Genomic DNA, 18,113 nt, shown 5'->3' on the forward strand with positions numbered 1-18,113 from the left:
TGCTCCCTTTTTCTTTGGCGAACTTTTGACAACTATATGAGCCAATTATATACTGATGATGTAAAAACGATTTTACAGGTTAGGAGAAATGGTGTGAAAAATCAAATCTATGAATTACGCACTGAAAATAATATTTCACAAGGCGCATTAGCTGATAAATGTAAGGTTTCTAGACAAACGATAAATGCAATTGAGAATAATAAATATGATCCAAGCTTAGCGTTAGCTTTTCGTTTAGCGGAAGTATTAGGAACAACTGTTGATAAACTATTTTTGTACAAGCAGTAGGGGGAGTAGTTGTTGGGGAAAGAAAAGATAAGCCTTTTCGTTACTATATTAGTTGCTATAGGTACGTTAGTGTATGCACTTTACTATTGGTTAACTGAACTTCAAGTAAACTGGTATGCACTATTTATTTGTAGCATCGCGTTACATTATCTATTTAAAAGTTTGGCATCACATAGCGTCGAAGGGGATACTGAGGAGAAAGATGATTTAGAAAAACATGTATTAAAAACAAGTGCCAATGTTACATATTATGTACTCGTTGTATTAATTTTTGGCTTGTTTTTCGCATCGGTAGGGTTTAATAGATGGATTGATTTTCATAACATACCGTTATTGTTTGCGTTATGTGCTGCGATAGTTGTAAAGCCGGCTGTTGAGTTTTTAATTGTAAGACGTTATAGATAAAAAAGATCCTCTTCTTGCATGAAGAGGATCTTTTTCTTATAGCGTTTTAGTTTTCGGATTAGGTGGTGTAACGGATGTATTATTTTCAGGGACCTTAGTTAATAAAAATCCACCGATAATAAACAACACAATAATACTAAGAACACCAGCATTTGTTTTTCCTGTTAATTGCGTTGTAACACCGACTAATACTGGACCCATAATCGCGGCGAATTTGCCAAATATATTATAAAATCCAAAAAATTCATTTGCAGATTCTTTAGGTACTAGTTTTGCAAAATAGGAACGACTAAGTGCTTGAATCCCGCCCTGAGAAGTAGCAACTAACATTGCTAAAATCCAGAAATCGAGTGTCGTTTTTAAGAAATAAGCATATATGCAGATAATGATGTAAATAATAATACCGACATATAGCATTTTTTTACCGGTAAATGTCTCAGATAGTTTTCCGTACAATAAAGCGAATGGACAAGCTACAATTTGTGTGACGAATAATATGATTAATAGATTTGTTGCACTAATACCGAGGTCTGTTCCGTAAGCGGTGGACATAGTAATAATTGTATCGACCCCATCAATATAGAAAAAGTAAGCAATTAAGAACATAAAGACCGTTTTATATTCTTTAATATTTTTAAAAGTATCAGCAAGGCGTTTGAAGCTCATTGTAATTGGTCTTGGGTGACGTTCAATATAGTGCGTTTGTTCTACGTTTTTTAGCATTGGAATTGTAAATAATCCCCACCAAAGAGCTGTGATCGCAAATGAAATTTGACTAGCAATGCCGACTGATAAAGGGATAGTTCCTTTTTGAGCAAGAATGATAAGAGCGATACAACCGATAAATGGAATAGTACTCCCAATATAGCCTAAAGCGAAACCTCTTGTAGAAATTCGATCCATTCTATCTTCAGAAGTGACATCTACTAAAAATGCATCATAAAAAATGTTTGCTCCAGCAAAACCGACTAATGCGAGCATATAGCATCCTAGTAATAAGTACCACTGAGATGTTGGAACGACTGCTAGCATACTTGTAAATACGATACCGAGTCCAAAGAAGAATGTGAAAAATCGTTTTTTAAATCCTTTATAATCAGCAACTGTGCCGAGAATAGGAGCAAGTATAGAAATTAAAAGTGTTGCGAACGAGTTTGCATATCCCCAATATGCTGTTGAAGTTGCACCAGATAACCCGGCTTCTTTTGCAGCTGCTTTAAAGTAAATTGGGAATAATGCGGTTGTAATGACGAGCGAATATACGGAGTTCGCCCAATCGTATAATATCCAGCTTTTTTCTTGTCTGGACATTTTTTTCATATAATGTTCCCCCTCAAATTTGTTCTACTAACAGTGTACAAAAATAAAAATTATAAAAAGAGAAACAATGATGAATTTTACATAACTTTTACATATATACACAGTTATTTACAATTGGAGTAAATCCTCTACAATTGATCCGTCTGTTTCACCTAAGTGTAAACCGAGTAGTCTAGCGATAGTTGGGCCTTCATCAATAAGTCTCATATACGGTATGGTAATGCCGCTTTTTATTCCTTTCCCAGCAGCTATAAAAATTGTTTCATAGTTAGGTTTTGTTGGAGAGTATCCATGCGTACCAAATGTATATTTTTTACTAGGCGTAACATCTTTTTCAGTAATTTCTTTTATAAAATCTCCTGTATAGTTTTCAGTGAAATAATATCCTTCTCGTGCTTCCAACATAAATAAACAATTACCATCTGCACCGCATTCCTTCGCATCCTCATCATGAAGTATAAATTCAATACCGTTTTGTTTATTTTGAAGCAGTTCTTCAAGGAGTAGTTGTACTTCTCGAATTGTATCGGTATCGTTTTTGTCTTTCACATATACATAGGCGGACCCATCGCAACTTTGGCAATAAGCATTCCAGTCTACTAATTTTCCTTTTGAATTTATAGAGATAAGCCCTTTTTGATGAAATAGTACATTTAATTGAATGGCTTTGTTTTCACTTAAAGCGCTATGATCACCAAGAGCGATAATAGTGCTCTCTTCGTATAGTCCACTGTCTTTTAAAGCTTGAATAATTTTCCCTAGTCGCTCATCATGTCTATGAATTGCGGCTATTGTTTCTTTTGATTCAAAGCCGTGATAGTGTCTTTGGGTGTCTAAATCGGTGAAATGTACAAACATGACATTAGGCTTTTTCGTCTGGATTGTATGCACAGCAGAAGCAAGTACGAAATCATCGAGTTCAGGTTGTGACACTCCATTTCGTATATGGCCGAAACGACGATTTAAATCTAATTGATATAGCGGGCTACCGCTAAATAATGAAACTAAAACTTGATTTTGCCACGGTCTATTTGGAAAGATTTCTGGTAAATTGTAATCAATATTTGCTCTGCCGGTAACAGGCCATAGAAGGGCAGCTGTCGTTAAATTTGCTTTATGTGCTTCATCATATAACGTTGTTCCTTGTATTGATTTTCGGTACCAATGCCAATCGGGTGATTCACGTCCAGGTTGAAGTAACGTATTGCTAACAACACCATGTTTATTAGGGTAATTACCAGTTACGATTGTTGAGTGACTTGGGTATGTTACAGAAGGATAAATTGGTTCTACTTTTTCGACAACCGTACCCTTTTTGATTAGAGATTGGAAGTGAGGTAATTTTTGTAGTATAGGAAAATCTAAAGCTGATAAACAGTCGAATGATAAAATGATGACACGATTCGTTAATGCTTTATCCATAAAGTAATCCTCCTAATTATATAAAACCTATTACTATATACTACTATTAATACCTAGTAATAAAAATATGTTTTTAAATAAAATTTATTATTTATTTTCAGAAAAGTTGAACATATAATAAGTATAAGGGAATCTATGGAAGGAGGGAATGGTATGGACTGGTTAGATGGATTTGGTATATTTTACATCATTGGCGGAATCACGATTATCCTTGTATTTGCTATTTCGTATTTACTAAAGAAACGGTTTCCAGACAAGCAGTTCGATATTATATTTGCACTTAGTCTAATACTTCTTTGTTTAGCATCCTTTCCTGTTACAATGATGGTTATTGGTGGATGGGAAGGAATGGGGTATGGGTTTATTGGTTTCTTCGTCCTACTTGGTACACTTATTGGTATGATTGCACATCAACTTTTAAAAATATCACGAAAAAGCTACGTATAAAACTGTAAAAAATGAAAAGAATATATAAAAATAAGAAAATTCACTCTTGTTTTGAAGTGAAATTTATATTATGATATTCAACAAATTTATTTTGTTATAACGATGAAAAAGGACTAGTATATGTTCAACCTTTTTAGCAGAGAGAGAATCCGTCAGGCTGAAAGATTCTTAAAAAGACAACATGGAACCTACCTTTGCGTTCTGCATATGCAGCGGGAATTTCCCGTTATCAAAAAGAGAGCATGCACAATTTTGTGCATGAATCAGGGTGGTAACGCCGGCAAAGCTCGGTCCCTATTTAGGGACGCGGGCTTTTTTGTATTTTCTAGAAGGAGGAAGACTGACTATGGCAAAAGAACAAGTACAAGCGATTACGAAGATGGAAGAGGACTTTGCACAGTGGTACACAGATATTGTAAAAAAAGCAGAACTTGTTGATTATTCAAGTGTAAAAGGATGTATGATTCTACGCCCGTACGGCTATGCCTTATGGGAAAATATGCAGAAAGTTATGGATGAGAAGTTAAAAGCAACCGGTCATGAAAATGTGTATATGCCAATGTTTATCCCAGAGAGCTTATTACAAAAAGAGAAGGATCATGTAGAAGGATTTGCTCCTGAAGTAGCATGGGTGACACATGGGGGGGATGAAAAATTAGCAGAAAGACTTTGTATACGCCCTACATCTGAAACTTTATTCTGTGAGCACTTTTCAAAAATTGTGCAATCCTATAATGATTTGCCAAAGTTATATAATCAGTGGTGTTCAGTAGTTCGTTGGGAAAAGACAACGAGGCCATTTCTTCGCACAACGGAATTCTTATGGCAAGAGGGACATACAATCCATGAAACAGCAGAAGAATCTCAAGCTGAAACGTTAAATATTTTAAATCTATATGCTTCTTTCTGTGAAGACTATTTAGCGATACCGGTAATTAAAGGACAAAAAACAGAAAAAGAAAAATTTGCGGGAGCAAAGGCAACTCATACGATTGAAAGCTTAATGCATGATGGGAAAGCACTTCAAACAGGAACATCCCATAACTTTGGAACGAATTTCTCTGAAGCATTTGATATTAAATTTTTAGATCGTAACGGTAAGTGGCAATATGTACACCAAACATCTTGGGGTGTATCAACGAGAATGATAGGTGGGCTTATTATGGTTCATAGTGATAATAATGGGCTTGTAATGCCTCCTAAAGTCGCACCAGTGCAAGTTGTTATTGTACCGATTGCTCAGCATAAAGAAGGAGTTTTAGCGAAAGCAACAGAGTTACAAGGACATATTCAAAAGGTTGCAAGAGTGAAAATAGATGCTAGTAATAAAACGCCAGGTTGGAAATTTAATGAGTATGAAATGAAGGGTATTCCAATTCGATTAGAAGTTGGCCCTAAAGATATTGAAAAGAATCAAGTTGTACTTGTAAGAAGAGATACGAAAGAAAAAGAATTTATAGCAATGGATCAATTAGAAGAACGCATTCCAGCACTACTTGAGGAAATTCATAACTCTTTATTTAATAAAGCAAAAGTATTTCGTGATGAAAATACGTATAGTGTGACGAAGTTTGAAGAGATGAAAAAAGTAGCTGATGAAAAGCAAGGATTTATTAAGGCGATGTGGTGCGGGGAACTAGCTTGTGAAGAGAAATTAAAAGAAGAAGTCGGAGTATCTTCTCGCTGTATGCCTTTTGAGCAAGAGCATTTAGCTGACGAATGTATTTGTTGTGGTAAAGAAGCGAAACAAATGGTGTATTGGGGAAAAGCGTATTAATGCTCTTTTGGATAGGAAGGATGAAAAGGACTTTAGGCTGCATAATAAAATGCAATCCAAAGTCCTTTTTAGTTTTACAATTTGTTTCATGTATTTTTAAGATGGAAGGATATGTTTTTATTTTGCGTTTTTACGGCGAATGAATAGTAACATACCAATTAGGAATGTTGAAAGTCCCATTAAAATAGATGCAGGATAATGTGTTGCAGTATTCGGTAACTTATCGCCTTGTTTTTTCGCGTTATCTTTTACGTTACCACCTTTGGAACTATTGCCACCTTGAGGGCCATTTCCTCCTTGAGAACTGCTATCGCCTTTACCACGGTTACCTCCATGAGAGTCATTTCCCCCTTGAGAACTGCTATCGCCTTTACCACGATTGCCGCCCGAGCCATTGCCACCCGAGCCATTGCCGCCAGAGCCGTTGTCGCCAGAGCCACTGCCGCCCGAGCCGTTGCCACCAGAACCATTACCGCCGGAACCACTGCCACCCGAGCTGTTGCCACCAGAACCACTGCCATCAGAACCGCTACCGCCGGAACCATTGCCACCAGAACCATTGCCACCAGAACCACTGCCATCAGAACCGCTAGAGCCATTGCCACCCGAGCCGTTGCCACCAGAACCACTGCCATCAGAACTACTGCCACCCGAGCTGTTGCCACCAGAACCACTGCCATCAGAACCGCTAGAGCCATTGCCACCCGAGCCGTTGCCATCAGAACCATTGCCACCAGAACCACTGCCATCAGAACCGCTAGAGCCATTGCCACCCGAGCCGTTGCCACCAGAACCACTGCCATCAGAACCGCTACCGCTAGAGCCATTGCCACCAGAACCATTGCCATCAGAGCCGTTGCCGCCAGAACCGTTGCCACCAGAACCACTGCCATCAGAACCATTGCCACCCGAGCCGTTGCCACCAGAACCACTGCCATCAGAACCATTGCCACCAGAACCATTGCCACCAGAACCATTGCCACCAGAACCATTGCCATCAGAGCCGTTGCCGCCAGAACCGTTGCCATCAGAGCCGTTGCCGCCAGAACCGTTGCCACCAGAACCACTATCGTCCTGAGAACCACCGTTTCCTGGTGGTTTATTATTATCTTTTGAGTTACCTTCTGCGAAATGATCGTTATTTTGTATAATCGCATTTGTTACTGGAGAGAAGTTTTCTGTTGCTGCATTACCAATATTTAAACCACTAAAAAAAGATAAAGAAAGAGTTGATGCTAAAATAAAAATTTTCTTCATTGATTTCCTCCTGAAAAATTAATATTCCATCTAAAATACATCCCTTTGTAATATTTCATAGGAAAAAGAGTTTTATACAAAAAAATCTATATATAGAAAAAGGTGGTGTATTTCTAAAGAGAGAAAAGAGTTAGTGTAAATTCTTTATAATAGTAGAGTAGTGGGAATTTCACATACATTACAGTAGAGGAAGTGACAGCAGATGAAAGAGTATATTGCATTTGATATTGGTGGTACACACATTAAATATGGAATTGTTTCAGAAACAGGAACAGTACTAAAGCATAAAACAGTTCCAACAGAAATTCATTTGGGCGGAGAACAAATCATTCAAAAACTCATTCTTTTATCAAAAAAATTAATGGGGGAACATAAGGTTTGGGGAATTGGTATTAGTACGGCAGGAATTGTTGACGTTAATAAAGGGATTGTGACGGGAGGTGTGGATCATATTCCGGGCTATAGTATGATTCCTATTATGAATAGATTGCAAGCGGTATTAAAAGTTCCTGTATCCATTGATAATGATGTGAATTGTGCAGCGTTTGGAGAAAAGTGGAATGGTAGTGGAAGAGAGAAAGGAAACTTTATTATGCTCACCCTTGGAACTGGTATTGGAGGAGCAATTTTTATAGATGGAGAGTTATATAGAGGACATTCGTTTAGTGCTGGTGAATGGGGAAATATGTTAATAGAAGGAAAAGCGTTTGAAGAGGTCGCTTCCGTTTCAGGGTTAATTCATCTTGTCCGAAAATATAAAGGAGAAGGTGATTGGAATGGGAAAAGGATTTTCGAACTGTATGATAAAGGAGATAGGGAAGTTACGCAAGTAGTTGAGGTGTTCTTTAAACATTTAGCGATTGGAATTAGTAATCTTGCTTATATTTTTAATCCAGAAACAATTATTATTGGTGGAGGAATTACCGCTAGAGGAAATGAGTTTTTAAAAGAAGTAAAAGAAGAGATCAGTAAATACTTAAATAAGGAGATTTATAGTAATTGTGAGATTGAACTTGCACAAAACGGTAATTGTGCAGGAATGATTGGTTCTATTTACCACTTCTTACATCATCATAAGTAAATTATATGAATGTTTTCATATAACTGAGAATTTATCCTTTTTATCACTAGGTAAATAATGCTACAATATAAGGGAAGAATACAATATTTTCCGATTTGGAAAATGCTTTGTAGAAAGGGAGAAACTGCATGCCTATTATTTTAGAAAAAGGTCAAAAGATCGATTTAACGAAAGGACAACCAAAAGTAGCAAAACTACAGGTTGGCTTAGGCTGGGATCCAATTGGGCAATCAGGTGGGTTTCTGTCTTCATTATTTGGAAGTAAACCAAATGTAGATTGTGATGCATCTGTTGTTATGTTAGAAGGGGATCGTTTTTTAAATAAAAACGATTTAGTTTACTTCGGAAACAAGCTTTCTACTTGTGGTAGTATTATTCATTCAGGAGATAATTTAACAGGTGAAGGCGCTGGTGATGACGAAACAATTTTCGTAGAATTACATAAAGTTCCAAGCCGTATTAATCGTTTAGTATTCGTTGTAAATATTTATGACTGTGTAAATCGTCGTCAAGATTTCGGGATGATTCGTAATGCATATATTCGTATTCAAAACCCGCAAACTGGTGAAGAATTCGCACGCTATAATTTATCGGATAATTATGCTGGCAAAACGACTCTAATTGCAGGTGAAATGTATCGCCACGGAAGTGAATGGAAGTTTTCAGCTGTTGGGGAAGGCACACAAGATAAAAACTTAAGTGAGATTGTATCACGTTATCAATAAAATAAACCGAGGAGGAATTGTGTATGGCATCAATTTCATTGAAAAAAGGACAAAAGGTAGACTTAACAAAAACGAATCCAGGTCTTTCAAAAGTTCTTGTAGGACTTGGTTGGGATACAAATCGTTATGATGGACAAGCTGATTTTGATTTAGATGTTAGTATTTTCTTAGTAGGTGCGAACGGTAAAGTTTCAGGTGCAGAGGATTTCGTTTTCTATAATAATCCAAAAGGCGCAAATGGTGCTGTAGAGCATCTAGGAGATAACCGAACTGGCGAAGGTGAAGGCGATGATGAATCTATCAAAGTAGATTTGAAAAATGTACCTGCACATATCGAACGTATTTGTTTCACAATTACAATTTACGATGGAGAAGGTCGTAGCCAAAACTTTGGTCAAGTTTCTAACTCTTTCGTACGTATTTTAGATGAAGAAAAGAATGCAGAGTTAATTCGTTACGATTTAGGAGAAGATTTCTCTATTGAAACAGCTGTTGTAGTAGGTGAACTATACCGCCATGCAGGTGACTGGAAGTTCAATGCAATCGGAAGTGGATTCCAAGGTGGATTAGCGTCTCTATGTAATAACTTTGGTTTAGACGTAGAGTAATAGAGTTATATATCCATCCGTAAATATGTATTTACGGATGGATATATTCTTTAAGATTAAAATATAGAGGTGAATATAAATGGCTATTCAGTTACAAAAAGGACAAAAGATTGATTTAGGTAAGACGAGTCCTGGTTTAACAAAAGCGGTAATTGGTCTTGGCTGGGATATTAAATCTTACGACGGTGGATCAGATTTCGATTTAGATGCATCAGCATTCCTATTAGATGCGAACGGAAAATGTACAAAGGAAACTGATTTTATCTTCTATAATAATTTACAGTCTCCTTGTGGATCTGTTCTACATACAGGAGATAACCGCACAGGTGAAGGTGAAGGTGACGATGAACAACTTGTTGTGGACTTAAAGAAAGTTCCAGCAGATGTGCACAAAATTGCTATTACAGTTACAATTTATGATGCAGAAGGCCGTAGTCAAAACTTTGGACAAGTAGGGAATGCGTTCGTTCGTTTAGCGAATGAAGAAACGAATGAAGAAGTTCTTCGTTTTGATTTAGGGGAAGATTTCTCCATCGAAACAGCAGTTGTCTTTTGTGAATTATACCGTCATAATGGACAGTGGAAGTTTAATGCAGTAGGAAGCGGATTCCAAGGTGGCTTAGGTGCGCTTGTAAGAGCGTATGGCTTGGATGCATAGGAAGGAAACGATATTCGTTTCCTTTTTTTGACCTTTCTATAAATCTAGCAAAGAATAGGGGATAAAGGTAAGATGAGTATTTTGCAAGGAATCCTTGATACGTATGCTCAATTTTTCGACTTGGACATGTGGATTAAAGTGTTGCAGGATCCAGTATCTTGGGGATTAATAGGTACACTTGTTGTACTTGAAGGATTGTTATCTGCTGATAACGCACTTGTATTAGCGGTAATGGTAAAACACCTTCCGGAAGAAAAACGTAAAAAAGCATTATTCTATGGACTTATTGGAGCTTATGTATTTCGATTTATCGCAATTGGAATTGGAATGTTCTTAATTAAATTAGCATGGGTAAAAGTGTTAGGTGCACTTTACTTAGCATGGCTTTCAGTTAAATACTTTATTGATAAACGAAAAGGTAATGCAGAAGAAGAGGAAGCTCATGGTATGAACCAAAACAGTGTTCTCTTCAGAATGTTTGGTGTCTTCTGGGGAACAGTTGCGATGGTTGAATTAATGGATATCGCATTCTCTGTAGATAGCGTACTTGCTGCATTTGGTGTATCAAATGAAGTTTGGATTCTATTATTAGGTGGAATGCTCGGTATTTTAATGATGCGCGGTATCGCTGGTGTATTCTTAAAATTGTTAGAGCGTATTCCAGAACTTGAAACGACAGCATATATTTTAATCTTAATTATCGCAGCAAAAATGTTATTGTCTGTCATTCATATTGAAATAAGCCATACAGTGTTCTTCATTATTTTAGTTGTAGCATTTGGAGCAACATTTATACTTCACTACATGAAGAATTCTGGACAAGCTAAAGAAGAAGTTGCAGCTACTAAAGAAGACAATAAATAATTGAAATGGGTTTGCTCGTTTTACGAGCGCCCATTTTTTATAGACAGAAATAGTTTATAATAGAAGAAAGACTTAGAAAAAGTAAATGTTTTTGGAGGTGAACTGTTGTGTTTTCACGTTTTACACTTCAACCATATGCATTAAAAGATGAATCAGATTTAAAGCAATTTGAAACGCTTTTAGAAAAACGTCCACAATATGAGCTGACAGAGAATGAGATGAAATTTAGTTATATAGCATGTCGAATCCTTGGCGTTCCTAATGATGTAGATGAATATTTCAATGAACTATTTGATTATAGTGAAGCGAAAGGAATTGAAGTTTTACATGAACAAAATTTAAATAAAGTAATCGATTCGGAAAAACTTCGTCACATTCAAGAAGTGTTCGGATTACATCAAGAAGCACCAAATGGCCTAACAGTAAATAGGCTAGTGGCACACTTATCTGGGAAACAACTTTTGCCGAAAGTAGATAATCCTGATTTACAACATTATATACATACGACATTTATTTCTGTATTGAAATTATATGAGAAACAACATAATCAATCTTTAAAGACAGAAGGCTTCCGTCGTTTCTTAATCGACATGATTAAATTAAGCGAAAATTACGTAGCGAAGTGGTTCTCTACGACTAACTATAAGAAACAAATGCCGCGTATTGTTTGGTACGGTGATGCACAGGAAAGCCGTATATATTTCTTATACTTTCTTATTATGCTCGGCTGCGATGTACTTTATTATCACCCAGAAGGAAAAGATGGATTTGAGAATGTTGATGAGGAAGGAAGAAGTTTTATTGTGTCTCATCCAAGTCGCATTTCTCTTGAGCCATTTCCAGATCGCCGCCGCGAGCGTGTTGCAACAGTGGCATATCAAGCTTCAAAAGAAATTGAACAAGTACTTCACCACGATAATTCATTATTATACAAGCCGTGGCAATTCCGTTCCTATACACCTGTAGCTCGTACGTTAAAAACAACATACGATGAACTATTTTTAATTACGAAAGAAAAGGCGTTTGTACGCCCGACATTCTTTGTTGAAAATAAACACATTTATATCCCTTCTTTATTTGCGAAAATATCAGGTGTTTCAAAGAATGATAAAGAGTATTTTCAACGATTAAAGGCTGTTACATCATTTGATAACAGTTTATTAATTAATACATTTCCGTTTACGAAAGAACAAAAAGCAAATTTCCAATACCATTATCGAGATGCATTAGACCGTGGGGGGAAATTGCATCCAGATTTAATTATGAACAGTCATTGGTGGCCACACAAACGATTGCCAGAAGGATTACAACATGGTATTGCAGAAGCGATTATCCATACGTGTGAAAGCGAAATGTGTAAACCAATTGCAAAAGAGACGAAACAAGATGTAGCGCTATATGTTTTCGCGCAACTTTCTCAAATACCACCGAATATTTTAGAACAGCTTGAGAAATTTGATTATTCACAAGATGTACCGAAAATTGTTATATTTAATAATGAGAAGAGTGGAGAGTTAACTCGTTCTGATGCTGTTTTATTACTATTTTTAAATCAAATTGGAGTAGATGTATTCCATTTCAATCCAACGGGAAGAAACGATATTGAACCATATATTGAAGCGGGGGCATTTGATTCACATTGGCTTGAAGAAGTTAATTTCGATCTTGAGTTTCATGGTTCATCAGCCTATAAAAATTTATCACAAACAATAAAAGGACTATTTCGTCCATTTTTATAAGGAAAGGGAGAATACCATATGAATAACCCAGTCGTACTAGATTCGAAAACAGAATTAAATGAGCAAACAGCACAAGATGTTCGCTTGCAACTTAGACAAGATGCGGATGTACAACGTATTTATAATGCGGTAGATATTAAAGATCAATTAGAATTAATTGAACTTGGAAAAGAACCTTCTATGGAAATTTCACGTTTTGCTGATCAAATTTTACATACGATGTCATTATCAAAGATAGAAGATTCTGGTGAATTATTAAAACAGCTTGGTAAAATTATGGACCGATTCGATAGCAAAGACTTTGCGGAAGAGAAAAGCGGTTTCTTCTCACGTATGTTCAAAAAAGCGGATAAAATGATTGAACAAATCTTTAGCAAATATCAAACGATGGGCCGTGAAATTGATAAAGTGTATGTGGAAATTACAAAGTATCAAGATGAAATGAAAAAATCAATTGGTACGTTAGATGGTTTGTATGAGCAAAACTTAAAATATTATTTAGACTTAGAAAAATACGTAGTAGCAGGAGAAATGTTATTAGAGCGTTTAAATACAGAGTTAGTTCCGATGTATGAAGAGCGTGTACGTAATAATGATCAATTAGCAGGTATTGAATTAGAGTCGCTTAAAAACTCTGTTGAAATTTTAGAACAGCGTATTGATGATTTAGAAAAAGCACGTATGGTTGCGTTACTTACAGCACCACAAATTCGTATGATTCAACGTGGTAATAATAAATTAATTGGTAAAATCAATACAGCATTTATTACAACGATTCCTATCTTTAAAAATGGTATCATTCAAGCGGTAAATGCGAAGCGTCAAAAGCTTGTTGCAGATTCTATGGCTGAACTGGATCGCCGTACAAATGAATTACTTAAGAAAAATGCACAAAATATCGCGACGCAAAGTGTGGAAGTAGCGAGGTTATCAGGTTCTTCTAGTATTAAGATGGAAACACTTGAGGAAACTTGGAACATTATTTCAAGAGGTATGCAAGAAACACAACAAATTGAAGAACAAAATAAACGTGAGCGTGAAGAAAGCCGCAAACGTATGGCTACATTAACAGAGAACATTAAAAAAGAATTACAAGGATAAAGTGAAACTTTAATCAGTGGGGTTTTGTTCATTCCCGCTGATTATTAGCCTTCACCGATCGGATGTTTACTGCCGGTGAATAGTGGGGTAAATGAAAAGGCAATGAGGAATAGTCCTCATTGCCTTTTAGTTTTTCTTCACTAATTTAATGATTTCATTCACAACAAGCGGAATGATACTTAATAAGAGAACAAATCCCCAATCTCGCATTGTTAATGCATGCACACCGAATACATTTGCAAGGGGCGGGATGGAGATGATACAAACTTGCATAAGAACACCGATAAGAAGGGAGAAGACTAAATATTTATTTGTAAAAATCCCAATTGAAAAAATTGATTTCGTTCTTGAACGTAAGTTAAATGAATGAACGAGCTGAGAAAAACTAAGAACGACAAATGCCATCGTTTGAGCGTGTAATAGAGCATCCTCATCAATTTGCTCTGGGAAAAGAGGGAATAGATGTGTATCTCCAGTATAGAACTTTGCTCCGGCGATAAAGGCTATTAGCGTCAAAAGGCCAATGACAACCCCATTGAAAATAAGGAAAGGAACGCTACCACTAAATAAGCTTTCTTTCGCATGTCGTGGTTTTTCCTTCATCACATCAGGATCTTCAGGATCAACCCCAAGTGATAATGCAGGCAGCGTATCTGTAATTAAATTCACCCACAAAATGTGAATAGGTCGTAGTGGTGTTGCCCAGCCGAGTAAAATGGCTAAAAATAAAGTGATAATTTCTCCGAAGTTACAAGAGAGTAGGAAGAGAATTGATTTTTTTATGTTACGATAAATGTTTCTACCTTCCTCAACAGCTTTCACGATAGATGAGAAATTATCATCTGTTAATACGACATCCGCTGCCCCTTTTGCAACATCTGTTCCTGTAATGCCCATCGCTACGCCAACATCTGCTTGTTTTAAAGATGGAGCGTCATTGACGCCATCACCAGTCATAGAAACGATATTGCCTTTTGCACGTAATGCTTTTACGATCTTTACTTTATGTTCTGGAGAGACTCTAGCGAATACATGTAAGCGATCAATTTTGTTTGCTAGTTCTGTATCTGAAATGTTGTCTAATTCAGTTCCAATCATAATTTCAGATATTTCTTCAGCGATGCCAAGTTCTTTAGCAATTGCAAAGGCGGTATCTTTATGGTCACCAGTAATCATAACTGTGCGAATACCGGCTTTTTTACATTCTGTAATTGAATCTTTTACTTCAGTTCGCGGTGGATCAATCATACCGACAAGACCAATAAAGATGAGATTTTCTTCGAGATGATCTATATCCACATCGTTTGAATTGTATTGTTTAAATGCGAATGAAAGTACTCTTAAAGCTTCTTGAGACATTGACCCAGCGGCTTCTAATATTTGATCTTTATCAGCATCTGTTAGAACCTCGATTTTACCGTTTTTAAATATGTGGGTACATCGAGGTAAGAGTTTATCGATAGCACCTTTCGTCATGCTATAGTAGCTTTCATCATATGTATGCACGGTTGACATCATTTTACGATCTGAATCAAAAGGTAGCTCATTTACACGTTCATGTATTTTTTCTAAATGATCTTTTTGCATATTAAAGGTGCTCCCGGCAACGAGAAGAGCAATTTCAGTCGGGTCTCCCGTTTGTGAGTCATTATTGTAAGATGCATCATTACATAGCACCATATTTTCTAACAATAGACGTTGCACATCATTATTTACGTTTAAATTTTCTAATTGATCGTATGTGTTATCACTATAAAAGTGAGTAACGGTCATTTTATTTTGTGTTAACGTACCTGTTTTATCTGAACAAATAATTGTGACAGAACCGAGAGCTTCAACAGCTGGTAGTTTCCGAATGATAACATTTTGTTTAATCATACGCTGCACACCAATTGCAAGAACGATGGAAACGATAGCTGGCAAACCTTCTGGAATAGCTGCAACGGCTAAACTAATTGCAGTCATAAACATTTCTAGTGTATCTCGTCCTTGTAAAAAGCCGATGAGAAACATCACGATACAAATAGCTACAGCAACAAAGCCTAAATACTTTCCGACTTGTGCTAAGCTTTTTTGAAGTGGTGTCATATCATCGTCTGCTTCATGTAACAAGGTAGCAATCTTACCAATTTGTGAGTTCATTCCAGTTTCAACAGCAACACCAACGCCTCGTCCATATGTAACAAGAGTAGACATAAAGGCCATATTCTTTTGATCACCGAGTGGTACTTGTTCATCACTTTGCATGGAAGGGTGGTAGATTGCATCTTTATCAACAGGGACAGATTCACCAGTTAGAGCAGATTCTTCAACTTTTAAATTTGCGGTTTCGATCAGGCGTAAATCGCATGGGATATATCGTCCGGCGTCGAGCATAACGATATCACCTGGAACGACGTGCTCAGATGGAATTTCTTTTAGTTCACCATCTCGCTTGACGATAGCTTTAGGTGTCGCCATCTTTTTCAATGCCTCTAAAGCTTGTTCTGCTTTCGATTCTTGGACGACACCGATAACAGCATTTAAAACTACAACGAGCGCAATAATACTTGCATCAGCCCATTCACCTACAAAGGCTGAAATAAGGGCAGCAATAATAAGGACATATACGAGGACGTCATTAATTTGGGCGAAAATACGCTGCCATAAAGTGCGTTTTTGTTTTGTAGCTAATTCATTAGAACCGTATTGCTTTAAACGTCCATTTACAATTTCTTCTGTTAAACCGTGTTGTTCGTTTGTTTCTAGGTCGATTAATGTTTGATCTTTCGTCTTACTGTACCAATTGCTCATAAGTAAGCACCTCCAGTAAAAACAGTTAGCAATGGTAGTGTTGCTATTATTTGTGAGTAGTATGTATGGAGAAAAAATCTAAGGTGAGGTTCTACTTCTATTGTACAATATTTTACAGTTGATTGAGGGAAAGAGAAGAGTTGTCATGAATTTGTTGGAAGTAAAAAAGAGCCTCATAAACGAGGCTCCTTTACTTTTTAATTAATGTACCTAATTCTTCTGTAATAGCTTGCATTTCACTAATGCTGAATGTTTCACGTTTCATAACATGCTCATAAATGTCACGTAAGTCTTCGTACATTTCTTCATTAAAGCTAGCAGCTCTCATCGCTCCAGCATTAACCATACGTAATTTTTCTTTAATAGCTTCAACCATATATTCAACGTTTTCTTCTGACTTTACGGATAAATCCACCGAAGTGTCCCCCTTTAAAATAACATAAGGCTATCTTAACATTTTTTATCATTTTCGTTAATGAATCTTTTCAATCCTATTAAATTAGTAGGGATTTCCTTTATATTCACTAATTGGTTGTTTATACTATAAGTATATATAAAGAAATGCACCAAGAAAGGAAGAAACAAAAATATGGTTCAAGTATTGTTTGTTTGTCTTGGGAATATTTGCCGTTCTCCGATGGCAGAAGCGATTTTTCGAGATCTTGTCGTAAAAGAGGAACTCGAAGAGAAAATTGTCATTGATTCTGCAGGAACTGGAGATTGGCATGTTGGCCATCCGCCACATAAAGGAACACAAAAAATTTTAAAAGAAAATGCAGTCACTTTTGAAGGAATTAAAGCAAGGCAAGTAGAAAAAGAAGACTTAACAAAGTTTGATTATATTATTGCCATGGACAACAAGAATATAGCAGATTTAAAAAGTTTAGGTAAAACTGGAGGCTATATTGGTAGGCTGTCCGATTTTGTTCCAGACGGTGGCTGGACAGACGTTCCCGACCCTTACTATACAGGGAATTTCCAAGAAGTATATGACCTTGTAACAGAAGGGTGTGCAAAGCTATTAGCTTTCATTCGAAAAGAACAAGGAATATGAGGAAGCTTAGAAAGAAATACTTTCTAACATAAGAAATGAAAGGGTGAAGGAATATGGCAAAGAAAAATAATATTGCTCGAAACATTGCGATTGGTGTAGCTGCAGGTGTAGCTGTATCTATGTTGAAGAAAGAAAACCGTGAAAAAGTAAAAAATACTGCAGAAAAAGCAAAAACAAAGATGATTGAAATTGGTGAAAATGCAAAAATCAAAGAAAAAGTGCAAACTGTTACAGATAAAGGACGCGAACTTGCTGATTTAAATGTAGTGAAAGCAAAAGTAGCAGAAATTAAAAAATTGACGCCGTCTGTTGTAGAGACGTTAAAAGAAACGAAAGAAATTTTTAGTAAGAAAAAGGTTGAGCCAGCAGAGAAGCCAGAAACGATTGAAATTCAAGCTGTTTCTCCAAAAGTAGATGAACTGAAAGCAGAAGAAGAGCCGGTAGTTGCTGAAGATGGCGGTATGAAAGAAGCGCGTGAACTATTTATGAAAGACTCCAATGTAGAGGAAAAAAAAACTGAAGCGTACATTGAGTTGAAGCAAGATAAAGAAGAGAAGAAAAGCGTTTAACCATA

At 36.5% G+C, this 18,113-nt stretch carries 18 protein-coding genes and 1 other annotated feature; of the genes, 13 read left to right on the plus strand and 5 right to left on the minus strand.

What is annotated here, in order from left to right:
* Positions 1-36 precede the first annotated feature (36 nt).
* Positions 37-288 (plus strand): helix-turn-helix transcriptional regulator, encoded by a 252-nt coding sequence (locus NLJ82_RS02405; protein ID WP_001996603.1) that lies wholly within the window; start codon positions 37-39, stop codon positions 286-288.
* 12 nt (positions 289-300) lie between these two features.
* Positions 301-693, plus strand: a complete 393-nt coding sequence (locus NLJ82_RS02410; protein ID WP_000514010.1) for a hypothetical protein — start codon at positions 301-303, stop codon at positions 691-693.
* A 36-nt stretch (positions 694-729) separates the two neighbouring features.
* On the opposite strand, the gene NLJ82_RS02415 is transcribed toward NLJ82_RS02410, so the two are convergent.
* Both NLJ82_RS02415 and NLJ82_RS02420 read right to left on the minus strand, forming a co-directional pair.
* Complete coding sequence (locus tag NLJ82_RS02415; RefSeq protein ID WP_000738822.1) at positions 730-2,013, minus strand: MFS transporter; 1,284 nt, start codon at positions 2,011-2,013, stop codon at positions 730-732.
* 108 nt (positions 2,014-2,121) lie between these two features.
* Positions 2,122-3,435 (minus strand): alkaline phosphatase family protein, encoded by a 1,314-nt coding sequence (locus NLJ82_RS02420; RefSeq protein ID WP_000356448.1) that lies wholly within the window; start codon positions 3,433-3,435, stop codon positions 2,122-2,124.
* A 153-nt stretch (positions 3,436-3,588) separates the two neighbouring features.
* On the opposite strand from NLJ82_RS02420, the gene NLJ82_RS02425 reads away from it, so the two are divergent.
* Positions 3,589-3,882: a YesK-like family protein gene (locus NLJ82_RS02425; protein ID WP_000383851.1), complete on the plus strand. Its 294-nt coding sequence runs from the start codon at positions 3,589-3,591 to the stop codon at positions 3,880-3,882.
* Between the two features lie 93 nt (positions 3,883-3,975).
* Positions 3,976-4,181: a binding site (T-box leader), on the plus strand.
* A 47-nt stretch (positions 4,182-4,228) separates the two neighbouring features.
* Positions 4,229-5,659 carry a proline--tRNA ligase gene (gene proS, locus NLJ82_RS02430; protein ID WP_001040947.1) on the plus strand — a complete coding sequence of 477 codons (1,431 nt, stop codon included), beginning with the start codon at positions 4,229-4,231 and terminating at the stop codon, positions 5,657-5,659.
* A 117-nt stretch (positions 5,660-5,776) separates the two neighbouring features.
* Here proS and NLJ82_RS02435 read toward each other — a convergent pair whose 3' ends face one another.
* A complete protein-coding gene (locus tag NLJ82_RS02435; protein ID WP_254754628.1) occupies positions 5,777-6,916 on the minus strand; it encodes an LPXTG cell wall anchor domain-containing protein in 1,140 nt (379 codons plus the stop codon).
* A gap of 202 nt (positions 6,917-7,118) precedes the next feature.
* Here NLJ82_RS02435 and NLJ82_RS02440 point away from each other — a divergent pair, with 202 nt between their 5' ends.
* The 7 genes from NLJ82_RS02440 to NLJ82_RS02470 all read left to right on the plus strand — a co-directional run bounded on the left by NLJ82_RS02440 (position 7,119) and on the right by NLJ82_RS02470 (position 13,692).
* The gene (locus NLJ82_RS02440; RefSeq protein ID WP_000666105.1) at positions 7,119-7,997 is read left to right on the plus strand and encodes an ROK family protein; all 879 of its coding nucleotides are present in this window, start codon (positions 7,119-7,121) and stop codon (positions 7,995-7,997) included.
* A 128-nt stretch (positions 7,998-8,125) separates the two neighbouring features.
* Positions 8,126-8,722, plus strand: a complete 597-nt coding sequence (locus tag NLJ82_RS02445) for a TerD family protein (protein WP_001121583.1) — start codon at positions 8,126-8,128, stop codon at positions 8,720-8,722.
* Between the two features lie 23 nt (positions 8,723-8,745).
* Positions 8,746-9,330 carry a TerD family protein gene (locus tag NLJ82_RS02450; protein ID WP_000146722.1) on the plus strand — a complete coding sequence of 195 codons (585 nt, stop codon included), beginning with the start codon at positions 8,746-8,748 and terminating at the stop codon, positions 9,328-9,330.
* A gap of 79 nt (positions 9,331-9,409) precedes the next feature.
* Positions 9,410-9,988, plus strand: coding sequence for a TerD family protein (locus tag NLJ82_RS02455; protein ID WP_001007533.1), 579 nt, complete (start codon positions 9,410-9,412; stop codon positions 9,986-9,988).
* Positions 9,989-10,060: 72 nt separating this feature from the next.
* Complete coding sequence (locus tag NLJ82_RS02460; RefSeq protein ID WP_000025699.1) at positions 10,061-10,852, plus strand: TerC family protein; 792 nt, start codon at positions 10,061-10,063, stop codon at positions 10,850-10,852.
* Positions 10,853-10,959: 107 nt separating this feature from the next.
* The gene (locus tag NLJ82_RS02465; protein WP_000492875.1) at positions 10,960-12,591 is read left to right on the plus strand and encodes a YceG family protein; all 1,632 of its coding nucleotides are present in this window, start codon (positions 10,960-10,962) and stop codon (positions 12,589-12,591) included.
* Positions 12,592-12,609: 18 nt separating this feature from the next.
* Positions 12,610-13,692: a toxic anion resistance protein gene (locus tag NLJ82_RS02470; protein ID WP_001064413.1), complete on the plus strand. Its 1,083-nt coding sequence runs from the start codon at positions 12,610-12,612 to the stop codon at positions 13,690-13,692.
* A 126-nt stretch (positions 13,693-13,818) separates the two neighbouring features.
* Here the strand turns inward: NLJ82_RS02470 and NLJ82_RS02475 are convergent, their stop codons facing one another.
* Complete coding sequence (locus NLJ82_RS02475) at positions 13,819-16,485, minus strand: cation-translocating P-type ATPase (protein ID WP_000073720.1); 2,667 nt, start codon at positions 16,483-16,485, stop codon at positions 13,819-13,821.
* Between the two features lie 190 nt (positions 16,486-16,675).
* Positions 16,676-16,900 carry a DUF1128 domain-containing protein gene (locus NLJ82_RS02480; protein WP_000366197.1) on the minus strand — a complete coding sequence of 75 codons (225 nt, stop codon included), beginning with the start codon at positions 16,898-16,900 and terminating at the stop codon, positions 16,676-16,678.
* 174 nt (positions 16,901-17,074) lie between these two features.
* Between NLJ82_RS02480 and NLJ82_RS02485 the strand changes: the two genes are divergently transcribed.
* Together NLJ82_RS02485 and NLJ82_RS02490 are read left to right on the plus strand one after the other, a co-directional pair.
* Positions 17,075-17,539 carry a low molecular weight protein-tyrosine-phosphatase gene (locus tag NLJ82_RS02485; protein WP_000250902.1) on the plus strand — a complete coding sequence of 155 codons (465 nt, stop codon included), beginning with the start codon at positions 17,075-17,077 and terminating at the stop codon, positions 17,537-17,539.
* Positions 17,540-17,592: 53 nt separating this feature from the next.
* Entirely contained in the window at positions 17,593-18,108 is a 516-nt protein-coding gene (locus tag NLJ82_RS02490; RefSeq protein WP_001085393.1) for a DUF4075 domain-containing protein, read from the plus strand.
* Positions 18,109-18,113 lie beyond the last annotated feature (5 nt).

Origin of the sequence: Bacillus paranthracis (genome assembly GCF_024296885.1) — a bacterium.
Taxonomy (GTDB): domain Bacteria; phylum Bacillota; class Bacilli; order Bacillales; family Bacillaceae_G; genus Bacillus_A; species Bacillus_A paranthracis.

What these genes read in the sequence shown, in the direction of transcription:
- NLJ82_RS02445 (WP_001121583.1), top strand. Translation starts at nt 8,126, where the DNA reads ATGCCTATTATTTTAGAAAAAGGTCAAAAGATCGATTTAACGAAAGGA.
- NLJ82_RS02415 (WP_000738822.1), bottom strand. Translation starts at nt 2,013, where the DNA reads ATGAAAAAAATGTCCAGACAAGAAAAAAGCTGGATATTATACGATTGG.
- NLJ82_RS02470 (WP_001064413.1), top strand. Translation starts at nt 12,610, where the DNA reads ATGAATAACCCAGTCGTACTAGATTCGAAAACAGAATTAAATGAGCAA.
- NLJ82_RS02485 (WP_000250902.1), top strand. Translation starts at nt 17,075, where the DNA reads ATGGTTCAAGTATTGTTTGTTTGTCTTGGGAATATTTGCCGTTCTCCG.
- NLJ82_RS02425 (WP_000383851.1), top strand. Translation starts at nt 3,589, where the DNA reads ATGGACTGGTTAGATGGATTTGGTATATTTTACATCATTGGCGGAATC.
- NLJ82_RS02460 (WP_000025699.1), top strand. Translation starts at nt 10,061, where the DNA reads ATGAGTATTTTGCAAGGAATCCTTGATACGTATGCTCAATTTTTCGAC.
- proS (WP_001040947.1), top strand. Translation starts at nt 4,229, where the DNA reads ATGGCAAAAGAACAAGTACAAGCGATTACGAAGATGGAAGAGGACTTT.
- NLJ82_RS02440 (WP_000666105.1), top strand. Translation starts at nt 7,119, where the DNA reads ATGAAAGAGTATATTGCATTTGATATTGGTGGTACACACATTAAATAT.
- NLJ82_RS02420 (WP_000356448.1), bottom strand. Translation starts at nt 3,435, where the DNA reads ATGGATAAAGCATTAACGAATCGTGTCATCATTTTATCATTCGACTGT.
- NLJ82_RS02435 (WP_254754628.1), bottom strand. Translation starts at nt 6,916, where the DNA reads ATGAAGAAAATTTTTATTTTAGCATCAACTCTTTCTTTATCTTTTTTT.
- NLJ82_RS02475 (WP_000073720.1), bottom strand. Translation starts at nt 16,485, where the DNA reads ATGAGCAATTGGTACAGTAAGACGAAAGATCAAACATTAATCGACCTA.
- NLJ82_RS02455 (WP_001007533.1), top strand. Translation starts at nt 9,410, where the DNA reads ATGGCTATTCAGTTACAAAAAGGACAAAAGATTGATTTAGGTAAGACG.
- NLJ82_RS02450 (WP_000146722.1), top strand. Translation starts at nt 8,746, where the DNA reads ATGGCATCAATTTCATTGAAAAAAGGACAAAAGGTAGACTTAACAAAA.
- NLJ82_RS02490 (WP_001085393.1), top strand. Translation starts at nt 17,593, where the DNA reads ATGGCAAAGAAAAATAATATTGCTCGAAACATTGCGATTGGTGTAGCT.
- NLJ82_RS02405 (WP_001996603.1), top strand. Translation starts at nt 37, where the DNA reads ATGAGCCAATTATATACTGATGATGTAAAAACGATTTTACAGGTTAGG.